The organism is Rhodococcus mengyinensis (assembly GCF_048381435.1).
GTDB classification, from domain to species: domain Bacteria; phylum Actinomycetota; class Actinomycetes; order Mycobacteriales; family Mycobacteriaceae; genus Rhodococcus_F; species Rhodococcus_F opacus_D.
Map to the genome: position 1 here is coordinate 36,154 of NZ_JBLWIT010000140.1, position 22,320 is coordinate 58,473.

The following is a 22,320-nucleotide window of genomic DNA, read 5'->3' on the forward strand; positions in this document are numbered from 1 at the left end:
CGCACCCATCGGAGGAGAGGAGCCGTCCGTTGGCGCAGGAATTCCGCCTACCCGATCTCGGTGAGGGGCTGACGGAGGCCGAGTTGGTCTCCTGGGCCGTCGAGGTGGGCCAGACGATCGAACTCAATCAGGTGATCGGAGAGGTCGAGACAGCGAAGGCGCTCGTCGAGTTGCCTTCGCCGTACGCGGGTGTCGTGGAGGAACTGCTGGTTCCGGCTGGCGCGACAGTGCCGGTCGGGACGCCGATCATCCGGATCGCGACGGATGCGGCCACCGAGGAACCTCCCGCGCGCACGCCCGTTCTGGTGGGGTACGGGCCCGAGGCCGCCGCCGAGAGCAAACGGGCCCGGCGGAAGCTGGCGACCGCTCCGGAAACCGGCACGTCCGGCCCGGACCGTCGGCGCCCCGATGCCTCGCCGGCAGCCCGGGCGGCCGCACGTGAACTCGGGGTCGAGCTCGCCGCTGTCGCGGGGACGGGGCCGTCCGGCGCCGTCACCCGGAACGACGTCGAATCCCACGCGGGTTCGGCCGGGCAGTCCGTGCCGTCGACACCGGGCTCGCCGGAGCCGCCGGAGCGCGAGACCCGCACCCCGATCCGCAGCGTCCGGAAGCAGACCGCGGCGGCGATGGTCCGCAGCGCGTTCACCGCCCCGCACGTCACCGAATTCGTGACCGTCGACGTGACCCGGTCGGTGGAACTGCTCGACCGCCTGCGTGACCTCCCCGCTTTCGAGGGACTGTCGGTGACACCACTGAGCCTGGTCGCGAAGGCGATGATCGTCGCGCTGCGCGAGAACCCGAGCCTCAACGCCTCGTGGGACGAGGAGAACCAGGAGATCGTCACCAAGCACTACGTCAACCTCGGCATCGCCGCGGCCACGCCCCGCGGTCTGGTCGTCCCCAACATCAAGGAGGCGCAGTCGCTGAGCCTGCTCGAACTGTGCCGCGCGATCACCGAACTGACCGCGACCGCGCGCAGCGGCAGAGCCGAACCCGCGCAGCTGACCGGCGGCACCGTGTCGATCACCAACGTCGGAGTGTTCGGTGTCGACGCGGGCACACCCATCCTCAACCCCGGCGAATCGGCCATCCTCTGCCTGGGCAGCGTCACCAGGCGACCGTGGGTGCACGAGGACGAACTCGCGGTGCGGTGGGTCACCACCCTGAGCGTGTCGTTCGATCACCGGGTGGTCGACGGCGAGCAGGGGTCGAGGTTCCTGTCGTCCGTCGCGGCGATGCTGCACGATCCCGCCTCACTGCTCGCGCACCTCTGATCCTCGGTACGTTTGGTCGGTGAGCACTTCCCGAGCGTCCGCGGTCGACACGCGTCCACCAGTGACCGAGCCGCTCCGCCGGGCTCGTGCGGGAACGTTCGGGATCTTCGGGATCAACGGGTTCCTGCTCGGCATGTGGGTCGTGCACATTCCGGCGATCGAGGACCGGACCGGCATCAGCCACTCCACGCTGGGTTCGCTGCTGCTCCTGCTCGCGGTCGGCGCGATCGGCGGCATGCAGGTCAGCGGTCCACTGGCCGACCGGTTCGGCAGCAGGCGCATGGTGATCATCGCCGGACTCCTCCTGTCGGCCGCCACCGTGGGCCCAGGGCTGGCGTCCGCGGCCTGGCAACTCGGTCTCGCCCTGCTCGTGTTCGGCTTCGCCAACGGCGCACTGGACGTGTCGATGAACTCGCAGGCCGTCGAAGTCGAGCAGCGGTACGGACGGCCGATCATGTCGGCGTTCCACGCCCTGTTCTCCGTCGGCGGGGTGGCAGGATCGCTGCTCGGAGCGGCGACGCTCGCCGCCGGGTGGGCACCCGTGACGGCGTTGCTGGTCGCCGGGGCTGTCGGGGTCGTCACCGTCGCCGCGGGCTCGCGGTGGCTGATGGCGGACCGTCCCCGCTCTCGGCACGACACCGCTCCCGCCGAGAAGGCACAGGGCCGGCTGTCCACCCGGGTCCTCGCGCTCGGTGGCATCGCCTTCGTCCTCATGCTGTCGGAGGGTGTCGCGAACGACTGGAGCACCCTGCAGGTCAAGGAACACCTCGGAACGTCCGATTCCGTCGCCGCCCTCGCGTTCGGAGCCTTCTCTGTGATGATGACGGTGGGCCGGTTCACCGCGGACCGTGTGAGCGGCGCGCTCGGTCCCGTCGCCGTCGTCCGCTACGGCACCCTGATCGCCGCCCTCGGAATGCTGCTCGTCGTCGTCTCCGGGCTGCTCCCGCTCACCGTTCTGGGCTGGGCGCTGTTCGGCCTCGGGTTGTCGGGTTGCGTCCCGCAGATCTTCACCGCCGCGGGGAACCTCGGCGCGGGCTCCGCGGGCACCAACATGTCCCGGGTGGTCGGGCTGGGGTACGTCGGATTCCTCGCCGGCCCGGCCACCATCGGCTGGATCACCCAGGTGGTTCCGCTCACCGTCGCGATGGTGGTGCCCCTGGTCTGCGTGCTCGTGGCCGCCACGTTCGCGGGGGCGGTCCGGCGCACCTGACACGCTCGCCGCACGAACAGGACCGTTCACCGACCTCACAGCGGCCTCTCATCGATCGTTCAGCGTCGGTTGGCACACTGTGTGTCGTGACCGAATCGACTAGCAGGCTGCGTCGCAGTCTTCGTCGCCTCGCCTTCGCTGCGGCGGGTGTGGCGGCACTGTTCGCGCTGTACCTCATCCGCCCCGAATCGTCGGGTCTCGTCCTCCCTGAGGCACTCCGACCCGTCGCCGATCCTGTGATCCAGGCGATCGACGTCACCACGGTGCTCGCGGCGACCGTCGTCCTCGCCATCGTCGCGGCGATGCGAAAACTTTCGTACGGCATGGGTGCGGTACTGCTGCTGTGTATCGGCGCGAATCTCACCAGCGCCGCAGTCCGGGCATGGGAATCGGATGCACCGTCGGTGCTCCTGCCGAGCGGGCACGTCGTCGCCGTCACCGCGCTGTACGGTTCGGCGCTGCTGGTGTCGGCGCCGCGGTTCCGGCCAGTCATCGCGGGCCTGGGTTTCGCCGTCGTCCTCGGTGTCGCGGGGGCCGCCGCGCTGATCGAACCGATCGGCATCTTCGGCCTCGCCGCCGGCCTGATGATCTTGGCGATCTGGTGGGCGCTGGCGTCCACCCTGATGCTGTACTCCCCCGTCGCCGCCGAGCGTGAAGAGCGACGGCCCGACACCGCGGCCATCGCCTTCTCCCGGCACCGCGGCAGTCTGCGCCTCTGAGGCGCTTCGCGCCCGTGCGCCTTTCTGGTAGCTGGTGCTACCAAAAAGGCGCACGGGCCCGGAGGGCCTACAGGGCCTTGAGTTCCTCGGTGACCTCGGAGACCGACTTCTTCGCGTCCCCGAAGAGCATGGAGGTGGTGTCCGCGAAGAACAGCGGGTTGTCGATGCCGGCGAAGCCGGAGTTCATCGACCGCTTGAGCACGATCACCGACTTCGACTGATCCACATTCAAGATGGGCATCCCGTGGATCGGCGACGACGGGTCGTTGCGGGCGGCGGGGTTGGTGACATCGTTCGCACCGATCACCAGGGTGACGTCGGTGCGGGCGAACTCGTCGTTGATGTCGTCCATTTCCTTCATCGCGTCGTACTCGACGTCGGCCTCGGCGAGCAGCACGTTCATGTGCCCGGGCATCCGGCCCGCCACCGGGTGAATGGCGTACTTGACCTCCACCCCCTTCGACTCGAGCATCTTGGCCATGTCCTTGACCGCGTGCTGGGCCTGCGCCACGGCCAACCCGTAGCCGGGGACCACGATCACCTGGTTGGCGTACGCCATCTGGATCGCCGCATCCGCCGCCGAGGTCGACTTCGCCGTCTTCACGGTCCCGTCCCCGACCGCCGCCGCGACACCGCCGCCACCGAACCCGCCGGCCACGATCGCCGGGATGGACCGGTTCATCGCCTTCGCCATCAGGTTGGTCAGGATCGAACCCGACGCACCGACGATCATGCCGGCCACGATCATCGCCTGATTATTGAGCGCCAGACCGGCGGCCGCCGCGGACAGACCCGTCAACGCGTTCAGCAGCGAAATCACCACGGGCATGTCGGCGCCGCCGATCGGCAGCACCACCATCAACCCGAGCACCGCCGCCAGCACCAGCACCCCCACGATCCACCACTGCGACGTGGGTCCGGTCGGATCGATCGCCTTGACCCCGATGGCCACCGCCAATGCGACGGCCCCGATCAGCAGCACCGCATTGAGCGGTTGCTGCAGCTTGCCGATGCCGATCGGCCGGCCCGGCAACGTTTCCTGCAGCTTCAAGAACGCGATCACCGAACCCCAGAACGAGATCGACCCGATGATCGCCGCGAACAACGACGCGATGACGATGTGCACCGTCGGCGACTCACCGTGCTGAAACGCGGTGAACCCGTCCGAGTCCAGGAACTCGGCGTACGCGATCAACGCGACCGTGCCGCCACCGACACCGTTGAAGAGGGCCACCAGCTGCGGCATCGCGGTCATCTTCGTCCGCAACGCCGGCGGCACCCCCAACACCACACCGATCACCAGACCGGCGACGATCAGCACCCAGTTGGAGGTGTCCCGGATCGCGATCAACGTCGCGACCACCGCGACACCCATCCCGACCGCGGCGATCTGGTTACCGCGGACCGCGGTCTTCGGGCCGGTCAGGCCCATCAGACCGTAGATGAACATCGCGAACGCCACGATGTACAGAACGTTGACGAGGTACTCCATTACCGGTCCCCACCCTTCTCAACAACAACAACGGGGGCGGTGGGCTTGGACTTGAACATCGCCAGCATCCGGTCGGTGACCACGAAACCACCGACCACGTTGATCGTTCCGAAGACCAGGGCCACGAACAGGATCACCTGCAGCCCCCACGGCGGGTCCTCGACCTTGCCGAGCACCACCAGCGCACCCAACACGACGATGCCGTGGATGGCGTTCGTGCCCGACATCAGCGGGGTGTGCAACGTGTTCGGGACCTTGGAGATCACCGCGAACCCCACGAACCCGGACAACACCAGGATCGCGATGTTCGCCAACAATTCGGTGTACATCTAGGACACACCCTCCTCACGGGTGACGCAGGACGCGGCGAGGACCTCGTCCGAGAAATCGGGGGCCAGCGCCCCGTCGACGAGCATCAACTCGAGCAGCGCGGAGATGTTCTTCGAGTACAGCTCCGACGCGTGCTCGGGCATGCTGGCGGGCAGGTTCAGCGGCGAGCAGATCGTCACCCCGTGCTTGACCACGGTCTGACCGGGCTCGGTGAGCTCGCAGTTACCGCCGGTCTCACCGGCCAGGTCGACCACCACGGAGCCGGGCTTCATGCCCTCCACCGCGGCCGCGGTCACCAGGCGCGGCGCCGGACGGCCCGGCACCAGCGCGGTGGTAATGACCACGTCGAAGCCCTTGATCGCGTCCTCGAGCGCCTGCTGCTGCTGCGCCCGCTCCTCCTCGGTCAGCTCGCGGGCGTAGCCGCCCTCACCGGCGGCGTCGATCCCCAGATCGAGCCACTGCGCACCGACCGAGCGGACCTGGTCGGCGACCTCCGGGCGCACGTCGTAGCCGGTGGCCCGGCCCCCGAGACGCTTCGCCGTGGCCAGGGCCTGCAGGCCGGCGACACCGACACCGAGCACCAGCACCGTGGCCGGCTTGACGGTGCCGGCGGCGGTGGTGAGCATCGGGAAGAACCGGGTCGACTCCGACGCCGCGAGCAGCACCGACTTGTACCCGGACACGTTCGCCTGCGAGGACAACGCGTCCATCACCTGGGCGCGGGAAATACGCGGGATCGCCTCCACCGCGAACGCCTGCACCCCCGCCGCCTTCAGCGCGGCGACCTGATTGTCCTGGTTGCGGGGGGCGAGGAACCCGATCAGGGTCTGCCCGGCATGCAACCGGCCCACTTCCTCGTCCGATGGCGGCGCGACCTTGACGATCACGTCCGCCGACCACGGGTCGGCAATGGCGGCTCCTGCCAATTTGTACAACTCGTCCGGGATCAGCGCGCCCAAACCGGCACCCGACTCGACCACCACGTCGACGCCCTTGGCGATCAACGACGCCACGATCTTCGGCACCAACGCGACCCGACGCTCACCGTCGTTCGACTCCCGAACGACGCCGACCGTCGGGCGCGCAGTGGACGCGCTCTGCGATGTATCCATGTATCGACTTCCTGCGGTAGATGGTGTGTGTGCCGCGACGAGCGGCGATCAACCGATGATGAGCGGAAATATTTCCCCCGACTCGACTGAGTTAGCTGATAGTAGCCAGAGAAAGCGTGACGTAGGGAACAGAGAAGTCCGTGGGTAGGCGTCTGAATCGAGTCCGAACAGTCGTTCTCACAGATCTTTCTGCTCGTTTGTGAACCCGGTCACAGGGTGTTTCGTCGTAGTCTGACGGTAGACAGCCGCACGGAAGCGGAGGTTCGGCCATGAGCACACCGAAGGAACGGAGCGCGGAGGACGTCACCGCGAATCCACCGGTCGTCGTCGAGCGGGTCTACGACCATCCGACCGAGGGCGACGGACTCCGACTGTTCGTGGACCGGCTGTGGCCGCGGGGGCTCCGCAAGGACGCGTTCCATTTCGACGACTGGGCCAAGGACCTCGCACCGTCGACGGAGCTGCGTCACTGGTACTCGCACGACGTCGCCGCATTCAGCGAGTTCCGCGAGCGGTACGTCCACGAGCTCGACTCGCCGAGCGGACGGAAGGCCGTCGCGCGGGTGCAGGAACTCGCGCAGGGGCGGCCGATCGTTCTCCTGACCGCGACGAAGGACGTCAGCCACAGTCACGCCGAGGTGCTCGCCGAATACATGCTGGATCGGTTGTGACCGCCCACCGCGACGACGCCGCGCCCATCACCGAACCGGACGACGACCTCGGCGGCGACCCCGTCTGCTGGCTCGACCGCGTGTGCCCCGACTGCGGGTTGTTCCTCACCGACCACACCGCGGGCACCTGCCCGCGCTGCGGGGCGGCGCGAGACAGGTGACGTGCAGGACAGGTGACGTGCCGGAATTCAGCCGGCGTTCAGGTACCGGGCACGGAGTTTGTGCTTGACCAGTTTGCCCGTGGGCGTGCGCGGCAGGTCGTCGGAGAAGTCGATGCTGCGCGGCGCCTTGAAGTGACTCACCCGGTCGCGCACGTAGTCGAGTAATTCGCGGGCGACGGCATCGGACGGCTCCACCCCCTCGACGAGTTGCACGACGGCTTTGACCTGTTCGCCCATCTCCTCGTCGGGCACGCCGATCACCGCGACGTCGAACACCTTGGGATGCATCGTGAGAACATTCTCCGACTCCTGCGGGTAGATGTTCACCCCACCCGAGATGATCATGAACGCGGCGCGGTCGGTGAGATAGAGGAAGCGGTCGGAGTCGATGTACCCGATGTCGCCGCTCGTAGTCCACGTCGGATGGTCGGGGTGCGTCGCGGATTCGGTCTTGGCCGGGTCGTTGTGATACTCGAACGGCCGTTCCTCCCTCTCCCAGTAGACGGTCCCGATGTCACCGACGGGTACGTCCGCACCGTTGTCGTCGCAGATGTGGACGATGCCCATGACCCCGTCGTGGCCGACCGATCCCGGCTTCGCGAGGGCCTGGGCGCTGTCGATGAACGTGGCACCGGCGCCTTCGGTGGACGCGTAGTACTCGTGGATCACCGGGCCCCACCACTCGATCATCGAACGCTTCACGTCGGGCGGGCACGGCGCCGCCGCGTGGATCGCCACCTTCAGACTCGACACGTCGAACTTGTCGCGAACGTCCTTGGGCAGCTTGAGCATCCGGACGAACATCGTCGGGACCCACTGGCTGTGGGTCACCCGGTACTCCTCGATGAGCCGCAGCGCCTCCTCGGCTTCGAAGCGGTCCATCAGGACGATCGTGCCGCCGACGGACGTGATGGTGCCGCAGAAGCGCAGCGGCGCTGCGTGATACAGGGGTGCGGGGCACAGATAGACGGTGTCGGAATCGAATCCGTACATCGGGGCGAACACGGCGGTGTACGGATCCGTGGTGGTGTCCACCTCGCCCTCGGGCAGAGCGGGTTTGATCCCCTTGGGCCTGCCGGTGGTGCCCGAGGAGTACAGCATGTCCTGCCCGCGGGGCTGCGAATCGAGCGGTTCGGCCGACTGCGCCGCCACGGCGTCGTCGTAGCTGTCGAATCCGTCGAGTTCGCCGCCGTACACGAGACGGTGACGAATGCGGGGCAGCTGATTCTCCTCGCGCGGCACGGCGCCGCCCGCATCGGCGGACACGATGAGCACCTCGGCTCCGCAGTCGTCCACGACGTAACCGGCTTCCTCCGGGGTGAGATGCCAGTTCACCACGGTGATGTACAGCCCGGATCGCAGCGCCGCCCAGTACACCTCGAGAACCCGGAGGTCGTTGCTCGACACGAGCGCCAGGTGGTCGCCGACCTTCAGGCCGAGCGAACGCAGGTGCCGCGCGAGGCGGGTGGACCGCTCGTCCAGCTCCCGGTAGGTCAGCTGCTCCCCCGTCGAGGGACGAATGACAGCGGGCTTGTCCGGGGTGGTCGCCACGAAGTTTCCAGGGAACATCCGCACTCCTTTTGTTAATGGAGATTCTCACCATCGGTCTACCACACCGAACCCGGGACGGGGAGGCCTTCGACGCCGTCACCGGCGCATTCGTCTGCCCGCGGCGAAAACCCTCGGACGCGTCGGCGGGAGGTCCTAGAGTTGAGGCAAAAGGAGGGTTACCACCCGTGAATGGCCTGCAGAAGGAACCGATCCTCGACGCGTTGTTCGAGGAATGGGACGTACTCGACGACGTGCTGTCCACGTTGTCCGGCGATGCGTGGTTCACGCCCACCGCGTTGCCGGGCTGGACCGTCCACGACGTGACCGCGCATCTCATCGGCACGGAGTCGCTCCTCGCCGGAATCTCCGCACCGCACACCAGTATCGACGTCCGCGGCCTCGCGCACGTGCGCAACGCGATCGGTGCGTTCAACGAAGAGTGGGTCGAAGGGCTGCGGGGCTGCTCCGGCCCCGAGATGCTCGAGCGTTTCCGGGTGATCGTGGCCCGCAGGCGGTCGGAGCTGAGCGAGATGACCGACGAGGCGTTCGAGGCCGAGACCACCACACCGGTCGGTCCGGCTCCCTACCTCCGGTTCATGCGCATCCGCGTGTTCGACTGCTGGATGCACGAGCTCGACCTGCGCGACGCCCTCGCGCTGCCCGGCGACGAGGGCGGCCTGCGCGGGGAGACGGCGTTCGAGGAGATCGCGGGCGCTGTCGCGTTCCTCGTCGGCAAGCGCGGTAAGGCCCCGGACGGGTCGCGGATCACCCTGGAGCTGACTGGACCGCTCGCGCGGAACATTCACGTCGCCGTCGACGGCAGAGCCGCGGTGGTCGACGCACTGCCGTCCGAGGCCACCGCGACCGTGACTCTCGACTCCCGGCTGTTCACCCGGTTGGCGGGCGGCCGGACGACGGCGGCCGATCACCGCGACGAGATCGCGTTGAGCGGCGACACCGCCGTGGGCAAGAGGATCGTCGACAACCTCGCGTTCACGATCTGACCGCGGTGCGCCTGTTCCTGTCTTCGTATCGGTTCGGTGCGGATCCCGCGCCGCTGCTGGCGCTCGTCGGCCGCCCGGGGCGTGTGGGGGTGATCGCTGCGGCCGCGGACGCGTGGCCGCGGACGGCGCGGACGTCCGCGGTGGTGAGTGACGTGATGCCGCTGACGCGGCTGGGCTTCACCCCGGAAGAGGTGGATCTGCGCGACTACATCGGCAGCGACGGGCACGCGCATTCGGCCGCGCTGAGGGAGCGGCTGGCGGGGTTCGGCATGCTGTGGGTGCGCGGTGGGAACACGTTCGTGTTGCGCGCGCAGATGGCCCGGAGCGGGGCGGACCGGGTGATCCCGGACCTACTGCTGAGCGATTCGCTGGTGTACGCCGGCTACAGCGCGGGGGCGTGTGTGATGACTCCGACGCTGCACGGTCTCGACTCCTCCGATGACCCGGCGGAGGTGGTCGCCACCTGCGGCATGGAGCCGCTCTGGGACGGTCTGGGCGTGGTGGGCTTCGCGATCGTGCCGCATCACCCGCCTGCGGAGCTTCCAGGGGCCGAAGACGCCGTCCCCTTGGAGGACGCGGCAGCCGTTCGGCGCACTGTCACCGCTTTGAGGCTCGCCGGCATCGAGTACCGCACTTTGACGGACGATCAGGCGATCGTCGTGAACGGAGATCGAACCGAACTCGTGTGACGACGGCGAGCCCTGCGACGGGAAGACCTTCAGCCGAAGACGGCGACCGGCACGGACGGAGTGAACGGGGCGACGCGGTCGAGTGCGGCCCAGGTGACCTCGCAGCGCTTGGCGGTGACTTCGTCCGCGTCGGCGAGGAGCGTGTTCAGGAGGGTCTTCGGGTTCAGGCGCCATTCCTGCACCATGGACCGAACTTCCTCGTTGGTGAACAACCCCGAACCGGCCAGTGCGAAGATCCATTCGTCGAACTCGCCACGGTGGATCTGTTCGATGGAATCGTAGTCGATACCACCGTCGAGGAACTCGTACGAGAACATCGCGGAGATGTAGCTGCTGGGATCTCGGTGGAGTGCATTCATCGGTGCGGGTCCTTCCAGGGTCGGTGCGGCAAAACCCGGCCCCAACCGTGTTCTAGCTCACATTTCGTGAGAATCTCCGTTTGGGTGTAACGCCTCGCCGGTGTTTGACGATGCAAGACGCTAACCCGTAGAAGTGAGTTTTTGCATTGCCTGGTCGATACGATCCGGTAACGGAGTGACGAATGTGACCTGTGTTACACCCGATTCGTCCGGTTCCTCGCGGTTCGCGGGACGCCCCTACCTGCATTTTCTCCTCCGGACCCGGTTGCATACCCCATCGCCGGAACCCCGGAAAAAATTCACCCCCCTGATCCCACATCGTGAGACTCCTACGCGTAAGTAACTAACAGATGGACTATTAGGGTCTCACTTCCAAGCCGAACGTCCAGGTTGGAGCGATATCCGTACAAGCCGGTCGGAATCGGTTCAGTTGGACGTCTGACCAATTCGAGGACACCCGCGGCCCGCTGGGTTACCGTCGGGGCGCCCGACACCCGCATTTCAGGAGTCACGATGACGGTCACCGACGACGCACTCGCGACGCTCGCCGCCGCGCTCCCCCAGGGGTGTCTCGTCACCGATCCGGACATCCTGGTCTCCTATCGCCAGGACTGGGCGCGCGACCCCGATGCCGTCCTCCCCCTCGCCGTCGCCCGCCCCGCGACCACCGAGGAAGTCCAGGTGGTGATGCGCTGGGCGACCGAGCACCGGGTCCCCGTGATCCCACGCGGGGCGGGATCCGGGCTCAGCGGCGGCGCCACCGCCGTGGCGGGGTGCGTGGTGGTCAGCACCGAGCGCATGCGCCGGATCGAGGTGGACCCGGTGACACGGATCGCCGTCGTCGAACCGGGACTGCTCAACGCGGAGGTCAAGGCCGCGGCCGCCGAGCACGGACTCTGGTACCCACCGGATCCGTCGTCGTTCGAGATGTGCTCGATCGGCGGCAACGTCGCGACCAACGCCGGCGGCCTGTGCTGCGTCAAGTACGGCGTCACCACCGACTACGTCCTCGCGCTGCGCGTGGTCCTGGCGGACGGGACGGACGTGCGCCTGGGCGGGCCGCGACTGAAGGACGTGGCCGGCCTGTCGCTGACCAAGCTGTTCGTCGGGAGCGAGGGAACCCTCGGCATCGTCACGGAGGCGACGCTGAGGCTGATCCCGGCCCAGCCGCCGTCGAGCACCCTCGTCGCGTCGTTCGCCTCCGTCCAGGCCGCCGCCGACACGGTGCTGGCCATCACCCGCACGTTGCGGCCGTCGATGCTCGAATTCATGGACCGCGCCTCGATCGGCGCCGTCGAGGACGCGCTGAAGATGGGCCTGGACCGGACGGCGGAGGCGATGCTCATCGCCCGCTCGGACGCGCCCGGTGCGATTGCGGCCGAAGAGATTTCCGTGATGGCGGACGCGTGCACGGTGAACGGCGCGTCCGAGGTATTCACCACCGACGACCCCGAGGAGGGCGAAGCCTTCGCCGCGGCAAGACGATTCGCGATCCCCGCGGTCGAGAGACTCGGCAGCCTGCTCCTCGAGGACGTCGGGGTCCCGCTCCCGAAACTGCCTGCGCTGGTGGAGGGAATCGCTGCCATCTCCCGCGAGCGTGACGTGATGGTGGCGGTGATCGCGCACGCGGGCGACGGAAACACGCACCCGCTCATCGTGTTCGACCCCGAGGACGCCGCGATGGCCGAGCGTGCCCACCTCGCCTTCGGCGAGATCATGGACCTCGCAATCTCTCTCGGCGGCACGATCACCGGCGAGCACGGCGTGGGCCGGCTGAAGAAGGCCTGGCTGCCCGACCAGTTGGGCGAGGACGTCATGGAATTGACGCATCGGATCAAGAACGCACTGGACCCACTGGGGATCCTCAACCCCGGAGCGATTCTGTAGCTACACAGTCCGGGATGCGATACCCAATGGTTACCCAAGGGGCTGGTGTGGCAGGTGAGGTATTGCTAGCGTGACCGGACCCGACTCGATTCCTCGCAGAGAGGTGCGCTCGTGACCAGACTCCGCCGTGTCGCCTCCCTGGCGATGCCCGCCTTACTTGCTTCTACCTGCACGTTTTTCACGATGACGCCCCCCGTAGCGACGGCGGCGCCGTGCCTCGGCGGAACCGGCAGCCTCGGATCGAGCGGCTCCAACCAGGGCATCAACCCCATTCCCTGGCTCAACGGAAGTGACGGTCGCCTTCCCGAACTGCGTGGCAAAACTCAGGCTATCGCGCACATCACCGGGCCGCGCAGCTCCAACGACACGATCGGCAGGTTCCGGGTGCTCGGCACCGACCTCGGCATCATGTGGGACAACGGCGGCGGTGAGATCCTCACCGCGTTCGGTGACACCGTCGGGCTGAGCGACAACCCGCTGTGCGGTCTTGTCGGCGACTGGCGCAGCAACATCCTGTTGCGCAGCTCCGACAAGGACCTCACCGACGGGATGCGCATCGACAATTCCCCGGTCGATACCCCGAACCATTCCAAGGAGATCATCCAGAGCAAGAAGATCCCGGGTGTGGAGCAGACCGTCATCCCCACCACCGGCATCTCGGTCGGTGAGGGTCCCGGGGCGACGCAGTACATCAACTACATGTCCGTGCGGAGCTGGGGCGCCCCCGGCGAGTGGGACACCAACGCGTCCGGCATCGCGTACTCCGTGGACAACGGCGAGAACTGGGTCACCGACCCTCTGACGCTGCGGCCCAACGTCCCGGGTACGGGCGCCGAGAACTTCCAGATGGGCTCGTACGTCAAGCACGACGGATTCGTCTACGCGTTCGGCACGCCGTCGGGTCGATCCGGCGACGCCCGGCTGTCGCGGGTGAAGGAAGCGGACATCCGGAACCTCACGCTGTACGAGTACTGGGACGGCAAGGCGTGGGTGAAGGCCAACGCCACCGTCGCCGCACCGGTCATCCCCGGACCCGTCAGCGAGTTGTCGGTGCAGTTCAACCAGTACCTCGGTCAGTTCGTGGCGATGTACACCGATGCCGGCAATTCGGTGGTCATGCGCCGGTCCGACCACCTCGAATCCGGCTGGAGCGAACCCGAGGTGCTGGTGAGCAGCCGGGACGTGCCGGAGCTGTACGGTGCGTACATGCACCCGTGGTCGCAGGGATCCGATCTGTATTTCCTGGCCACCACCTGGTCGGACTACAACGTCATGCTGCTGCGCACCAACCTCGCGGACTGACGGTAATCTGCGAGTGACAGCGTGCGCGGGACAGCGCGCACGCCACACGAGCAGAGGAGCGGTCTGTGGCGGCCACGGTGGAGCACGACGTGTCGGAATCCCGGTTCGAGATCTACCTCGACGGCCAGCTGGCCGGATACGCCGACTATTTCGAGCGGAACGGGGCCCGCGACTTCCACCACACCGTGACGTACCCCCAGTTCCGCGGTCAGGGTCTGGCCGCGGAAGTGGTGAAGGCCGCCCTCGACGACACGAAGGCCAGCGGGCTCACCGTGATTCCGTCGTGCTCGTACGTCGAGAAGTACATCGCCGAGAATCCGAGCTATGCGGAGCTCGTCTGATCCGGTCCGCCTGACCGTCCGCGCGTCGTGTCTGGTCGCCGCGGCGGTCGTGCTGGCCGGCTGCGGTTCCGGCGACGGTTCCGAGACCGATCCGGCGGCGTCCGCGCCGACCACGTCGGTGTCCGCACAGCCCGGCGCGTTCGTGGGTGAATGCGGCTCGCTGACCGACGCCGAGGTGTACGAGCGGGCCGGGATCACCGCGCTCACCCCGGTGTCGCGCAACGGCATCAAATGCCGGTGGGAGGCGGACGGCGGCGAACGGTACGTGATGTTCACCTGGTACCGCGGCAGCCCCATCGACCGGGAGCGGTCGGTGGCCAAGGGCATCGGTCACGAGGTCCACGACCTCGAGATCGCCGGGCACCGCGGGTTCTCCTCGCAGAACGTCGGATTCTGCGAGGTCGCGCTCGGCACGGGTTCCGACTTCGTGCACTGGCTGGTCCGCTACGGCACGGGCACCGCACCCTCCGATCCGTGCGCGGCCCCGACCGCGCTCGGCCGGCTGACGTTGGAGAAGGTCAAGTGAGCGTCGCCCGCGGGGTCGCCGCGGCGCTGGCGTCGGCGATGATTCTGGCCGGCTGCGGCACCTCCGTCACCGGCAGTCCCCTGCCCGAGGGCGCCGCATCCTCCGACGACGGCGGCTCGCCGCAGTTCGACAAGCTCCTCCGCGAGTGCGGCGCCGTCCCCAACGACAAGATCGCGGAGACCCTCCACGGCGCCGGCATCGACCAGTACTTCTTCGGCGCGGTGTGCATGTGGACGGTGTCGTCCGCCGCCGGTTCGATCGACGTCACGTTCGGCTGGTTCGAGAACAACTCGCTGCAACGCGAGCGGAGTGTGGCCGATGGGCTGGGCTACCAGGTGGAAACGACGTCGATCGCGGGCACGTCGGCGTTCAGCGCCCGGCGTCCGGGTGATTCGGCGGCGTGCGGGATCACCGCCGCCTACTCCGGCGTCATCACCTGGTGGGTGCAGCAGCGGTCGGGAACCGGCGACCCGTGCGACGGAGCGCGCACCCTCGCCGAACTGACCCTGCAACGCAACCAATAGCGGCCGAAATTCGCTCGCGGTGGCCACGACCTCGCTGTTAGCGTCGAAGGACCACCGATCGAGCCGACCAGAGGACCCTTGCCGTGACCGCCACCGAGACGGCTGTGACTCGCCGGTTCGGGCCCCTGATCCTCCTGAACCTCGCGACGCTGTTCTCGTCCACCGGCAACGGCATCGCGATCGTCGTGCTGCCCTGGCTCGTGCTCGAGAGGACCGGTCGCGCGTCCGACGCCGCGATCGTCGCGGGCGCGGCCACCCTCCCGCTGCTGGTGTCGAGCCTGTTCGCGGGCACGTTCGTCGACCTGTTCGGACGTCGCCGCACGTCGATGATCTCCGACTGCCTGTCCGCCCTGTCCGTGGCGGCCATCCCGGTGATCGCGAACACGACGGGCCTCACCGTCACGGTGATCGCCGTCCTCGCCGCGATCGGCGCCGCGTTCGATCCGGCCGGAATCGCGGCGCGGGAGTCGATGCTGCCGGCCGCCACGAAGTCCGCGGGCTGGTCACTCGACCGGATGAACAGCCTCTACGAGGCCAACTACAACGTGGCGTATCTCGTCGGACCCGGCATCGGCGGCGTCCTCATCGCCACCGTGGGTGCGGTGAACACGTTGTGGGTCACCGCCGTCGGATTCGTGCTGTCCGTGGTGACCATCGCATTCCTGCGACTGGAGAACGCAGGCAGACCCGACACGTCCACGCGCCCGACGTCCATCTGGCACGGCACGCTCGAGGGCCTGAAGTTCGTGTGGCACAACCGGCTCCTGCGCACGATCGCTCTGGTCGACATGGCGGTGGTCGCGCTGTACATGCCCGTCGAATCGGTGGTGTTCCCGGTGTACTTCACCGAACTCGACAAGCCCGCGCAACTGGGTTCGGTGCTGATGGCGCTCAGCATCGGCGGCGTGGTGGGTGCCCTCGCGTACGGACCGCTCGCGCCGTATGTGTCGCGCAGGATGCTGATGGTGGTGGCGGTGACGGTGCTGGGCGCGGCCATGGTCGCGATGGCGTTCCTGCCGCCGCTGTGGGCGATTCTGGCGCTGGCCCTCCTCCAGGGTCTCGTGTTCGGTCCGGTCGGCCCGATCGCCAACTACGCCATGCAGACTCGTAGTCCGGAGCACATGCGCGGGCGCGTCACCGGGGTCATGACGTCCACCGCGTACGCCGCGGGTCCGCTGGGTTACCTGCTGGCCGGTCCCCTCCTCGACAAGTGGGGAATCCAGCCGACCTTCTTCGTGCTCGCGATCCCGGTCCTGATCATCGGGCTGGCCTGCTTCGCGCTGCCCGTCCTGAAGGAACTGGACGACAAGGTCCCCGTCAGTTGAAGCCCATGACGTCGTTGCCCCACGCGATCCGCATCTCGTGGTCCGGGTCCTTCACGAGGGTGTCCGCGCCGTCGATCAGCAACGTCGAGCGGTTCTCCTCGTCGTAGGGCGCCCAGTGCTTGGACCCGTCCAACGCGGCGGGGACACCGTGCCGCGCGAACGCGAGCCACCGGCGCTGGATCCGGCCCGACACCTCGAGCGCCGTCTTCCGGCCCCCGAGCCAGAACGTCGGGTCGATGTTGAGGGTATCGAAATTGCCGAAGACGTACGGGAGTTCGGTGGCGTGGCCGGCTCCGATCCGTGCGGCCTTGAGCATCGGCGTGGCCTGATCGAACCGGTACATCCATGTCGGCGAGTGCCGGCTGTGGGCGTCGGCCACCCACAGGGCGGGCATCCGGAACGCGGCGTCCCTCGACATCGCGAGCGCGCCCTTCGGCTTTCCGCGGTCCGGATACGCCGACAGGATGTCGGCGAGGCGGGCGGCGGGCAGTTCCGGGTGATCGGCCGCGATCGCCCTCAGCATCTCCTGCACCGAATCCGACGTGACCGGCAGCAGAGGCGATTTCATGAACTTGAAGATCGACGACTCGTCCTTGTTGGAACCGATGATGAGAGGGATGCGGTGGGAGTGCCCCTTCTGGAACGCGGCCACCGGGTAACGGGGCAGGAAGTCGCGGTCCACCACGGGCGCCATCGCGAGCGTGCCCGGAATCCTCGTCGGCACCTCGTTGACGAGCGTGTCGCTGGCCTCGATCACCGTGCGGTACGGAAGGTGCAGCAGGGTGTCGATCTGCGCGGGTTCCACCTCGAGGATGTCGAGGAACTGTTTCGCGACGGTGGCCGCCCGCTCGCTCCCGTAGACCGACGTGGCGGGCGGGCTCTGGGCGATCGCGCGGTGGAACAGCCCCTCCGCGCTCGGACACGTCATCAGCGTGGTGATCGACCCGGCTCCGGACGACTCCCCGAACACCGTCACCTCGTCCGGGTCACCGCCGAACGACGCGATGTTGTCGCGGACCCATTCGAGGGCTGCGACCTGGTCGCGCAGCCCACAGTTGGTCTCGAACACTCGCTCGGCCGTCGAGAACGACGACAGGTCGAGGAAGCCGAGCGCTCCCACCCGGTAGTTGAACGAGACCAGCACGACGTCGCCGATTGTGGACAGGATGCGCCCGTTGTAGATGCCCTGAGCTGCGGTTCCCAGGCAGTAGGCACCGCCGTGGATCCACACCATCACCGGCCGCGGGGTGCCGTCGGGTCTCGGGGCCCAGACGTTGACGGACAGGCAGTCCTCGTCCATCTCGAGTCCCGCGTCGATGGGGACGGCGGTGCCGTGCCCCTGCGGCGCCATCGGGCCGAAGTCGACGCAGTCGCGCACACCCTCCCACGGTGCGGGCGGGGCCGGGGCGCGGAACCGCAGATCGCCGACGGGGGCCGCGGCGAACGGAATGCCCTTCCACGCGTAGACGTCGCCCTCGGGGTAGCCACGCACCTCACCGTCCCGCGCGCGGACGACGAGCGTGTCGCCGGACTTGTCGACCTCCACGGACGAATCTCCTCACGCATCACGTTCCGGGAATCTCTCGCCAAACTACCAACGATGAGCAGGCAGGACCGATCGAACGCGACATAGATCAACAGTGCGCTAACATTCCCGCGTGGCCGCATGGACCGATTCCGAGGGCAGGAGCCTCCTCGACTACCCGCGCCCGTCCGTGGCGGTCGACGTCGCCGTCCTCACCGTCGACGGCCCGGAACTGAAAGTTCTTGTGGTTCCCCGTCGTTCGGGCCGGACCGCCCTCCCCGGCACGTTCCTCCACCAGGGTGAGCGACTGCGGGACGCCGCCGAGCGGTGCCTGCGGATCAAGGCCGGCCTGACGGGCACCGAATTCCATCAGCTGGCGATGCTGGACGATCCCGGCCGCGACGATCGCGGGTGGGTGCTGTCGATGACGCACGGCGCCGCGCTGCCCCGCACGGCACTCCCCCGCGACACGATGTTGGTCACCGTCGACGACGACCGGGTGAGGCAGGACCTGGCGTTCGACCACGCGGACGTCGTCGCCCTCGCCGTCGCCGACCTGAGAGAGCGGTACGCGCGGGCCGTCGACCCGTCCGGCCTGGCCGGCGACACGTTCACGGTGCTCGAACTCCGCCGGGTGTACGAGGTGGTGTTCGGGCGTCCACTGCCGAAGGACTCGTTCCGGCGGCACCTGATGCCGGCCCTCGAGAACACCGGCGACATGGCCGTCGTCGGAACCGGCCGGCCCGCGGAGATCTACCGGCGCGGCCCCGCACCCCTCCCGCCGAGCGCGGCCGCGTTCCTCGCCGGCTGAGCCCCTCCACCGACCCTGGCCTTTCCGCCCGCGGCACGGCCGGTGCTAGGGTCGGCTTGTTCTGACACGGGGTGCTCCGCACGGGCGGGGCTGAGAACACACCCGGGAACCTGCTCAGGTAATGCTGACGAAGGGATGTCAACGTTGTGAATAGCTCTGTCCAAGATGCTGCCGGCGCCGGCCAGCACGCCCGATTCACGGACCACTTGTGGGACCGGACCAAGGTGCTACGCGAGGCGATCGACGAACTCGAGTTCCTGCGCCGCCTCGGCGACGGAACGCTGCCGCTGGACGTGTTCCGCACGTACATCGAGCAGGATTTCCTGTACCTGACCGGGTACGCGAAGGCCCTCTCACTGGTGGCCGCGCACGCGCCGGGCCCGGTCGAGGCCGGCTTCTGGGCGGGCTCGGCCGCGGAGGCCGCCACGGTCGAGGCCGCGTTGCACCAGAATCTGCTGACCAGCGGACGACTCCCCGAGTCGGACGTGGAGCCGCTGCATTCGCCGGCCTGCCTCGGGTACATCTCCTACCTGACGGCCGTCGCCGCCACCGAGCCGTACGCAGTGGCCGCCGCGGCGGTGCTGCCCTGCTTCTGGATCTACGCCGACGTCGGGCACCGGCTCGCGGCGAGCGCCCGTGAGGTGCTCTCCACCGACCCGTCGCACCCGTACGCACAGTGGGTGACCACCTACGACGCGGAGGAGTTCCACGCCGCCGTCGCGAGGGCCCGCGAACTCGTGGACGCGGCGGCCGAGGCCGCGACCGATGCTCAGCGCGAGGCGATGGCGGAGGCGTTCGTGATCGCCAGCCGCTACGAACTCATGTTCTGGGACACCGCTCTCAACAAGCAGGAATGGCCGGCGTCGTGACACTCTTCTCTCGTACCAAGCGCGCTGCCACCGCAGCCGTCGTCCTGGTCTCCGCCCTGTCGCTGCTCACCGGTTGCGCCGGTGACTCCCAGTCCGGCGACACCATCCGGTTCGCACTCGACTGGACACCGAACACCAACCACACCGGCCTGTTCGTCGCCCAGCAGGAAGGCTGGTTCGCGGACGCCGGCCTCGACGTGCAGGTGCTGCCCTACAACGACACCTCGCCCGACACCCTGGTCGACGCCGGCAACGCGGAGTTCGGTGTGAGCTTCCAGAGTTCGGCGACGTTCTCGAAGGCCGCGGGCGCACAGACCACGTCGGTGATGGCTCCGCTGCAGCACTGGGCGACGGGCATCGCGGTGAAGGCGGATCGCGCCGACATCACCCGCCCCCGGGATCTGGACGGCAAGATCTACGCCGGGTTCGCGGACCCGGACGGCGAGGAGACGCTGAAGCAGATCATCCGCAACGACGGCGGCAAGGGCGAATTCACCACCGTCACGCTCGGCACCTCGGCCTACGAGGCCGTGTACTCCGGCACCGCCGACTTCACCGTCTCGTTCTTCGGCTGGGAGGGCATCGAGGCCGAGCACCAGGGCACGCCGATGCGTTACTTCCACTACACCGACTACGGCTTCCCGGATGCGTACGCGCTCGTCATCGAGGGCAACGAGCAGTGGATGGCCGACCATCCCGAGCAGGCCCGCAAGTTCGTCCAGGCCCTGCAGCGCGGATACCAGTTCGCCGCCGACCGGCCGGACGAGGCCGCGCAGATACTGATCGACGCCAACCCCGGCGCCTTCACCGACGAGTCCCTCGTGCGGGAGAGCCAGCAGATGCTGTCCTCCGAGTACATGAAGGACAGTTCCGGCAAGGTCGGGACACAGACGGCCGAGCAGTGGGCGGGGTACTCCGGTTTCCTGTTCCAGCACGGCCTGCTCACCGGCCCCGACGGGGCACCGCTGACCACGGAACCCGACTGGTCGACGTACTTCACCAATGAGTACCTCACTCAGCCCTGACCCGAGTCTGCGCACCACGGCCCCGGGCACGTCCCCGCTGCTGCGGCGGGTGCTGCCCGCGGTCGTGGTCGTGGCACTGCTGGTCGTCGCGTGGCAGGTGTACGTGACGGTCAGCGGAATCCGGCCGCAGGTGCTGCCGTCGCCGCTGCGGGTGGTCCAGCAGGGCTGGCGGGCGCGGGACGCCATCTCCGGTCACGCCTCCGCGACACTGCAGGTGACGCTGATCGGGTTCGCCGTCTCCCTGCTCTTCGCGTGGGCCCTCGCCGTACTCGTGGACTTCTCGCCGTGGCTGCGCCGCGCGTTCGTTCCGCTGTTCGTCGTGTCGCAGACACTGCCGATCATCGCGATCGCGCCGCTGATGATCATCTGGTTCGGATTCGGTCTGCTGCCGAAGATTCTCGTGATCGCCCTCGCCACGTTCTTCCCGATGACGATCGGTCTGATCGAGGGTTTCGCCGCGGCCGACCGGGAGGCGGGCGCGTTGTTGCGCAGCATGGGCGCCTCACGGTGGCAGGAATTCCGCTACGTGCGGCTTCCGTCGGCGATCCCCCGGTTCTTCACCGCCCTGCGCATCGGCATCACGTACGCCGTGGTGGGTGCCGTGTTCGCCGAATACGTCGGGGCCACGTCCGGTCTCGGCATCTACATGGCGACGCAGAAGAACTCCTTCCGCACCGACCTCGTGCTGGCGGCGGTGCTCGTGACCGCCGTGATCAGCGTCAGCCTCTACCTGCTCACCTTCGCGGTCGAGCGCGTCGTCGCCCCGTGGATCAAGAACGAAAGGGCTCGGCATGAGTGACACCGCGCGCGTCGCACTGTCCGGTCTGAGCAAGGGATTCCCGGTCCGCGGCGGCATCCGGCCCGTCCTCGACGACGTCTCGTTCACCGTCGAACCGGGTGAGTTCGTGTCGGTGATCGGCCCCAGCGGGTGTGGGAAGAGCACCGCGTTCTCCATGCTCGCCGGTCTCGATCAACCCGACTCCGGCACCGTCACGATCGGCGGCGAACCGGTGCGTCCCGCGGGGAGTGGTCCCGCGAAATGCGCGTACATGCCGCAGAAGGACCTGCTGTTCCCGTGGCGCACCGTCCTCGACAACACCACTCTCGGACTCGAGGTGCAGGGCGTGCCCCGGAAGCAGGCGCGGGACAAGGCCCGGGAATTGTTCTCAGTGTTCGGTCTCGGCGGATTCGAGGACGCCCGCCCCAGCCAGCTGTCCGGCGGGATGCGGCAGCGGGCCGCGATGCTGCGGACCGTCGTCCAGGACCGTCCGGTGCTGCTGCTCGACGAGCCGTTCGGCGCTCTGGATTCGTTGACCCGCACCGAGATGCAGACCTGGTTGCAGGACGTGTGGCAGCGCTACCGGTGGACGGTGCTGATGATCACCCACGACATCCGGGAGGCCGTCTACCTGTCGGACCGGGTGGTCGTGCTGTCTGCACGGCCCGCCACCGTGCGGCGGGAGGTGACGGTGGGCCTGCCGCGTCCCCGCGAATTGTCGATGATGACGTCGCCCGAGTTCGCGGACGTCGAACACGAATTGCTCGGGGTGCTCCACGAGGAGTCGCGGCGGGCACTCGTCGAGCAGGAGTCGGCCCGGCGCTGAAACAGGCGG

At 68.0% G+C, this 22,320-nt stretch carries 24 protein-coding genes and 1 riboswitch; of the genes, 18 read left to right on the plus strand and 6 right to left on the minus strand.

Going from position 1 to position 22,320, the window contains the following annotated elements:
- Positions 1-29: 29 nt before the first annotated feature.
- From ACNJ7E_RS35810 to ACNJ7E_RS35820, 3 genes are all read left to right on the plus strand, one after another.
- A complete protein-coding gene (locus tag ACNJ7E_RS35810; protein WP_418342104.1) occupies positions 30-1,274 on the plus strand; it encodes a dihydrolipoamide acetyltransferase family protein in 1,245 nt (414 codons plus the stop codon).
- 61 nt (positions 1,275-1,335) lie between these two features.
- On the plus strand, positions 1,336-2,484 hold the full coding sequence (locus tag ACNJ7E_RS35815; protein ID WP_418342112.1) for an MFS transporter: 1,149 nt from the start codon (positions 1,336-1,338) through the stop codon (positions 2,482-2,484).
- A gap of 86 nt (positions 2,485-2,570) precedes the next feature.
- Entirely contained in the window at positions 2,571-3,203 is a 633-nt protein-coding gene (locus ACNJ7E_RS35820) for a hypothetical protein (RefSeq protein ID WP_418342105.1), read from the plus strand.
- Positions 3,204-3,270: 67 nt separating this feature from the next.
- On the opposite strand, the gene ACNJ7E_RS35825 is transcribed toward ACNJ7E_RS35820, so the two are convergent.
- Genes ACNJ7E_RS35825 through ACNJ7E_RS35835 form a run of 3 tightly spaced genes read right to left on the minus strand, consistent with a single transcriptional unit; the run spans position 3,271 to position 6,137 of the window.
- Positions 3,271-4,695: an NAD(P)(+) transhydrogenase (Re/Si-specific) subunit beta gene (locus ACNJ7E_RS35825; RefSeq protein WP_418342106.1), complete on the minus strand. Its 1,425-nt coding sequence runs from the start codon at positions 4,693-4,695 to the stop codon at positions 3,271-3,273.
- Complete coding sequence (locus tag ACNJ7E_RS35830; protein ID WP_271213171.1) at positions 4,695-5,024, minus strand: NAD(P) transhydrogenase subunit alpha part 2; 330 nt, start codon at positions 5,022-5,024, stop codon at positions 4,695-4,697. The genes ACNJ7E_RS35825 and ACNJ7E_RS35830 overlap by 1 nt, the downstream gene beginning before the upstream one ends.
- Positions 5,025-6,137: a Re/Si-specific NAD(P)(+) transhydrogenase subunit alpha gene (locus ACNJ7E_RS35835; RefSeq protein WP_280783683.1), complete on the minus strand. Its 1,113-nt coding sequence runs from the start codon at positions 6,135-6,137 to the stop codon at positions 5,025-5,027.
- A gap of 269 nt (positions 6,138-6,406) precedes the next feature.
- On the opposite strand from ACNJ7E_RS35835, the gene ACNJ7E_RS35840 reads away from it, so the two are divergent.
- Both ACNJ7E_RS35840 and ACNJ7E_RS35845 read left to right on the plus strand, forming a co-directional pair.
- Positions 6,407-6,808, plus strand: a complete 402-nt coding sequence (locus tag ACNJ7E_RS35840) for a DUF488 domain-containing protein (RefSeq protein ID WP_280783684.1) — start codon at positions 6,407-6,409, stop codon at positions 6,806-6,808.
- The gene (locus ACNJ7E_RS35845; RefSeq protein WP_280783685.1) at positions 6,805-6,969 is read left to right on the plus strand and encodes a hypothetical protein; all 165 of its coding nucleotides are present in this window, start codon (positions 6,805-6,807) and stop codon (positions 6,967-6,969) included. Before ACNJ7E_RS35840 ends, ACNJ7E_RS35845 begins: the two co-directional genes overlap by 4 nt.
- Before the next feature lie 27 nt (positions 6,970-6,996).
- On the opposite strand, the gene ACNJ7E_RS35850 is transcribed toward ACNJ7E_RS35845, so the two are convergent.
- The gene (locus tag ACNJ7E_RS35850) at positions 6,997-8,538 is read right to left on the minus strand and encodes an AMP-binding protein (RefSeq protein ID WP_418342107.1); all 1,542 of its coding nucleotides are present in this window, start codon (positions 8,536-8,538) and stop codon (positions 6,997-6,999) included.
- Between the two features lie 167 nt (positions 8,539-8,705).
- Here ACNJ7E_RS35850 and ACNJ7E_RS35855 point away from each other — a divergent pair, with 167 nt between their 5' ends.
- Complete coding sequence (locus tag ACNJ7E_RS35855) at positions 8,706-9,524, plus strand: maleylpyruvate isomerase family mycothiol-dependent enzyme (RefSeq protein ID WP_418342108.1); 819 nt, start codon at positions 8,706-8,708, stop codon at positions 9,522-9,524.
- Positions 9,525-9,529: 5 nt separating this feature from the next.
- A complete protein-coding gene (locus ACNJ7E_RS35860; protein WP_280783688.1) occupies positions 9,530-10,213 on the plus strand; it encodes a Type 1 glutamine amidotransferase-like domain-containing protein in 684 nt (227 codons plus the stop codon).
- A 29-nt stretch (positions 10,214-10,242) separates the two neighbouring features.
- On the opposite strand, the gene ACNJ7E_RS35865 is transcribed toward ACNJ7E_RS35860, so the two are convergent.
- Entirely contained in the window at positions 10,243-10,572 is a 330-nt protein-coding gene (locus ACNJ7E_RS35865) for a hypothetical protein (RefSeq protein WP_011594545.1), read from the minus strand.
- A gap of 513 nt (positions 10,573-11,085) precedes the next feature.
- On the opposite strand from ACNJ7E_RS35865, the gene ACNJ7E_RS35870 reads away from it, so the two are divergent.
- The 6 genes from ACNJ7E_RS35870 (at position 11,086) to ACNJ7E_RS35895 (ending at position 16,477) form a co-directional block, all read left to right on the plus strand.
- Positions 11,086-12,459, plus strand: a complete 1,374-nt coding sequence (locus ACNJ7E_RS35870) for an FAD-binding oxidoreductase (RefSeq protein ID WP_418342109.1) — start codon at positions 11,086-11,088, stop codon at positions 12,457-12,459.
- Between the two features lie 183 nt (positions 12,460-12,642).
- On the plus strand, positions 12,643-13,761 hold the full coding sequence (locus ACNJ7E_RS35875) for a glycoside hydrolase family 183 protein (protein WP_280783690.1): 1,119 nt from the start codon (positions 12,643-12,645) through the stop codon (positions 13,759-13,761).
- Positions 13,762-13,826: 65 nt separating this feature from the next.
- A complete protein-coding gene (locus ACNJ7E_RS35880; protein ID WP_005252788.1) occupies positions 13,827-14,102 on the plus strand; it encodes a GNAT family N-acetyltransferase in 276 nt (91 codons plus the stop codon).
- Positions 14,086-14,628 carry a DUF3558 domain-containing protein gene (locus ACNJ7E_RS35885; RefSeq protein WP_280783691.1) on the plus strand — a complete coding sequence of 181 codons (543 nt, stop codon included), beginning with the start codon at positions 14,086-14,088 and terminating at the stop codon, positions 14,626-14,628. Before ACNJ7E_RS35880 ends, ACNJ7E_RS35885 begins: the two co-directional genes overlap by 17 nt.
- The gene (locus tag ACNJ7E_RS35890; protein WP_418342110.1) at positions 14,625-15,152 is read left to right on the plus strand and encodes a DUF3558 domain-containing protein; all 528 of its coding nucleotides are present in this window, start codon (positions 14,625-14,627) and stop codon (positions 15,150-15,152) included. Before ACNJ7E_RS35885 ends, ACNJ7E_RS35890 begins: the two co-directional genes overlap by 4 nt.
- Before the next feature lie 83 nt (positions 15,153-15,235).
- Positions 15,236-16,477 carry an MFS transporter gene (locus ACNJ7E_RS35895; protein WP_011594550.1) on the plus strand — a complete coding sequence of 414 codons (1,242 nt, stop codon included), beginning with the start codon at positions 15,236-15,238 and terminating at the stop codon, positions 16,475-16,477.
- Here the strand turns inward: ACNJ7E_RS35895 and ACNJ7E_RS35900 are convergent.
- Positions 16,470-18,023, minus strand: coding sequence for a carboxylesterase/lipase family protein (locus tag ACNJ7E_RS35900; protein ID WP_283335823.1), 1,554 nt, complete (start codon positions 18,021-18,023; stop codon positions 16,470-16,472). The two genes, ACNJ7E_RS35895 and ACNJ7E_RS35900, sit on opposite strands and share 8 nt — an antisense overlap.
- 112 nt (positions 18,024-18,135) lie before the next feature.
- Between ACNJ7E_RS35900 and ACNJ7E_RS35905 the strand changes: the two genes are divergently transcribed.
- From ACNJ7E_RS35905 to ACNJ7E_RS35925, 5 genes are all read left to right on the plus strand, one after another.
- Positions 18,136-18,813: an NUDIX hydrolase gene (locus ACNJ7E_RS35905; RefSeq protein WP_280783694.1), complete on the plus strand. Its 678-nt coding sequence runs from the start codon at positions 18,136-18,138 to the stop codon at positions 18,811-18,813.
- A 57-nt stretch (positions 18,814-18,870) separates the two neighbouring features.
- Positions 18,871-18,966: riboswitch (TPP riboswitch) on the plus strand.
- Positions 18,960-19,682, plus strand: coding sequence for a TenA family protein (locus ACNJ7E_RS35910; protein ID WP_280783695.1), 723 nt, complete (start codon positions 18,960-18,962; stop codon positions 19,680-19,682). (Overlaps the previous riboswitch by 7 nt.)
- The gene (locus ACNJ7E_RS35915) at positions 19,667-20,707 is read left to right on the plus strand and encodes an ABC transporter substrate-binding protein (protein ID WP_280783696.1); all 1,041 of its coding nucleotides are present in this window, start codon (positions 19,667-19,669) and stop codon (positions 20,705-20,707) included. The genes ACNJ7E_RS35910 and ACNJ7E_RS35915 overlap by 16 nt, the downstream gene beginning before the upstream one ends.
- Complete coding sequence (locus tag ACNJ7E_RS35920; protein WP_061044482.1) at positions 20,685-21,506, plus strand: ABC transporter permease; 822 nt, start codon at positions 20,685-20,687, stop codon at positions 21,504-21,506. The genes ACNJ7E_RS35915 and ACNJ7E_RS35920 overlap by 23 nt, the downstream gene beginning before the upstream one ends.
- The gene (locus tag ACNJ7E_RS35925; RefSeq protein WP_283335817.1) at positions 21,499-22,311 is read left to right on the plus strand and encodes an ABC transporter ATP-binding protein; all 813 of its coding nucleotides are present in this window, start codon (positions 21,499-21,501) and stop codon (positions 22,309-22,311) included. The genes ACNJ7E_RS35920 and ACNJ7E_RS35925 overlap by 8 nt, the downstream gene beginning before the upstream one ends.
- The last annotated feature ends 9 nt before the right edge of the window (positions 22,312-22,320 follow it).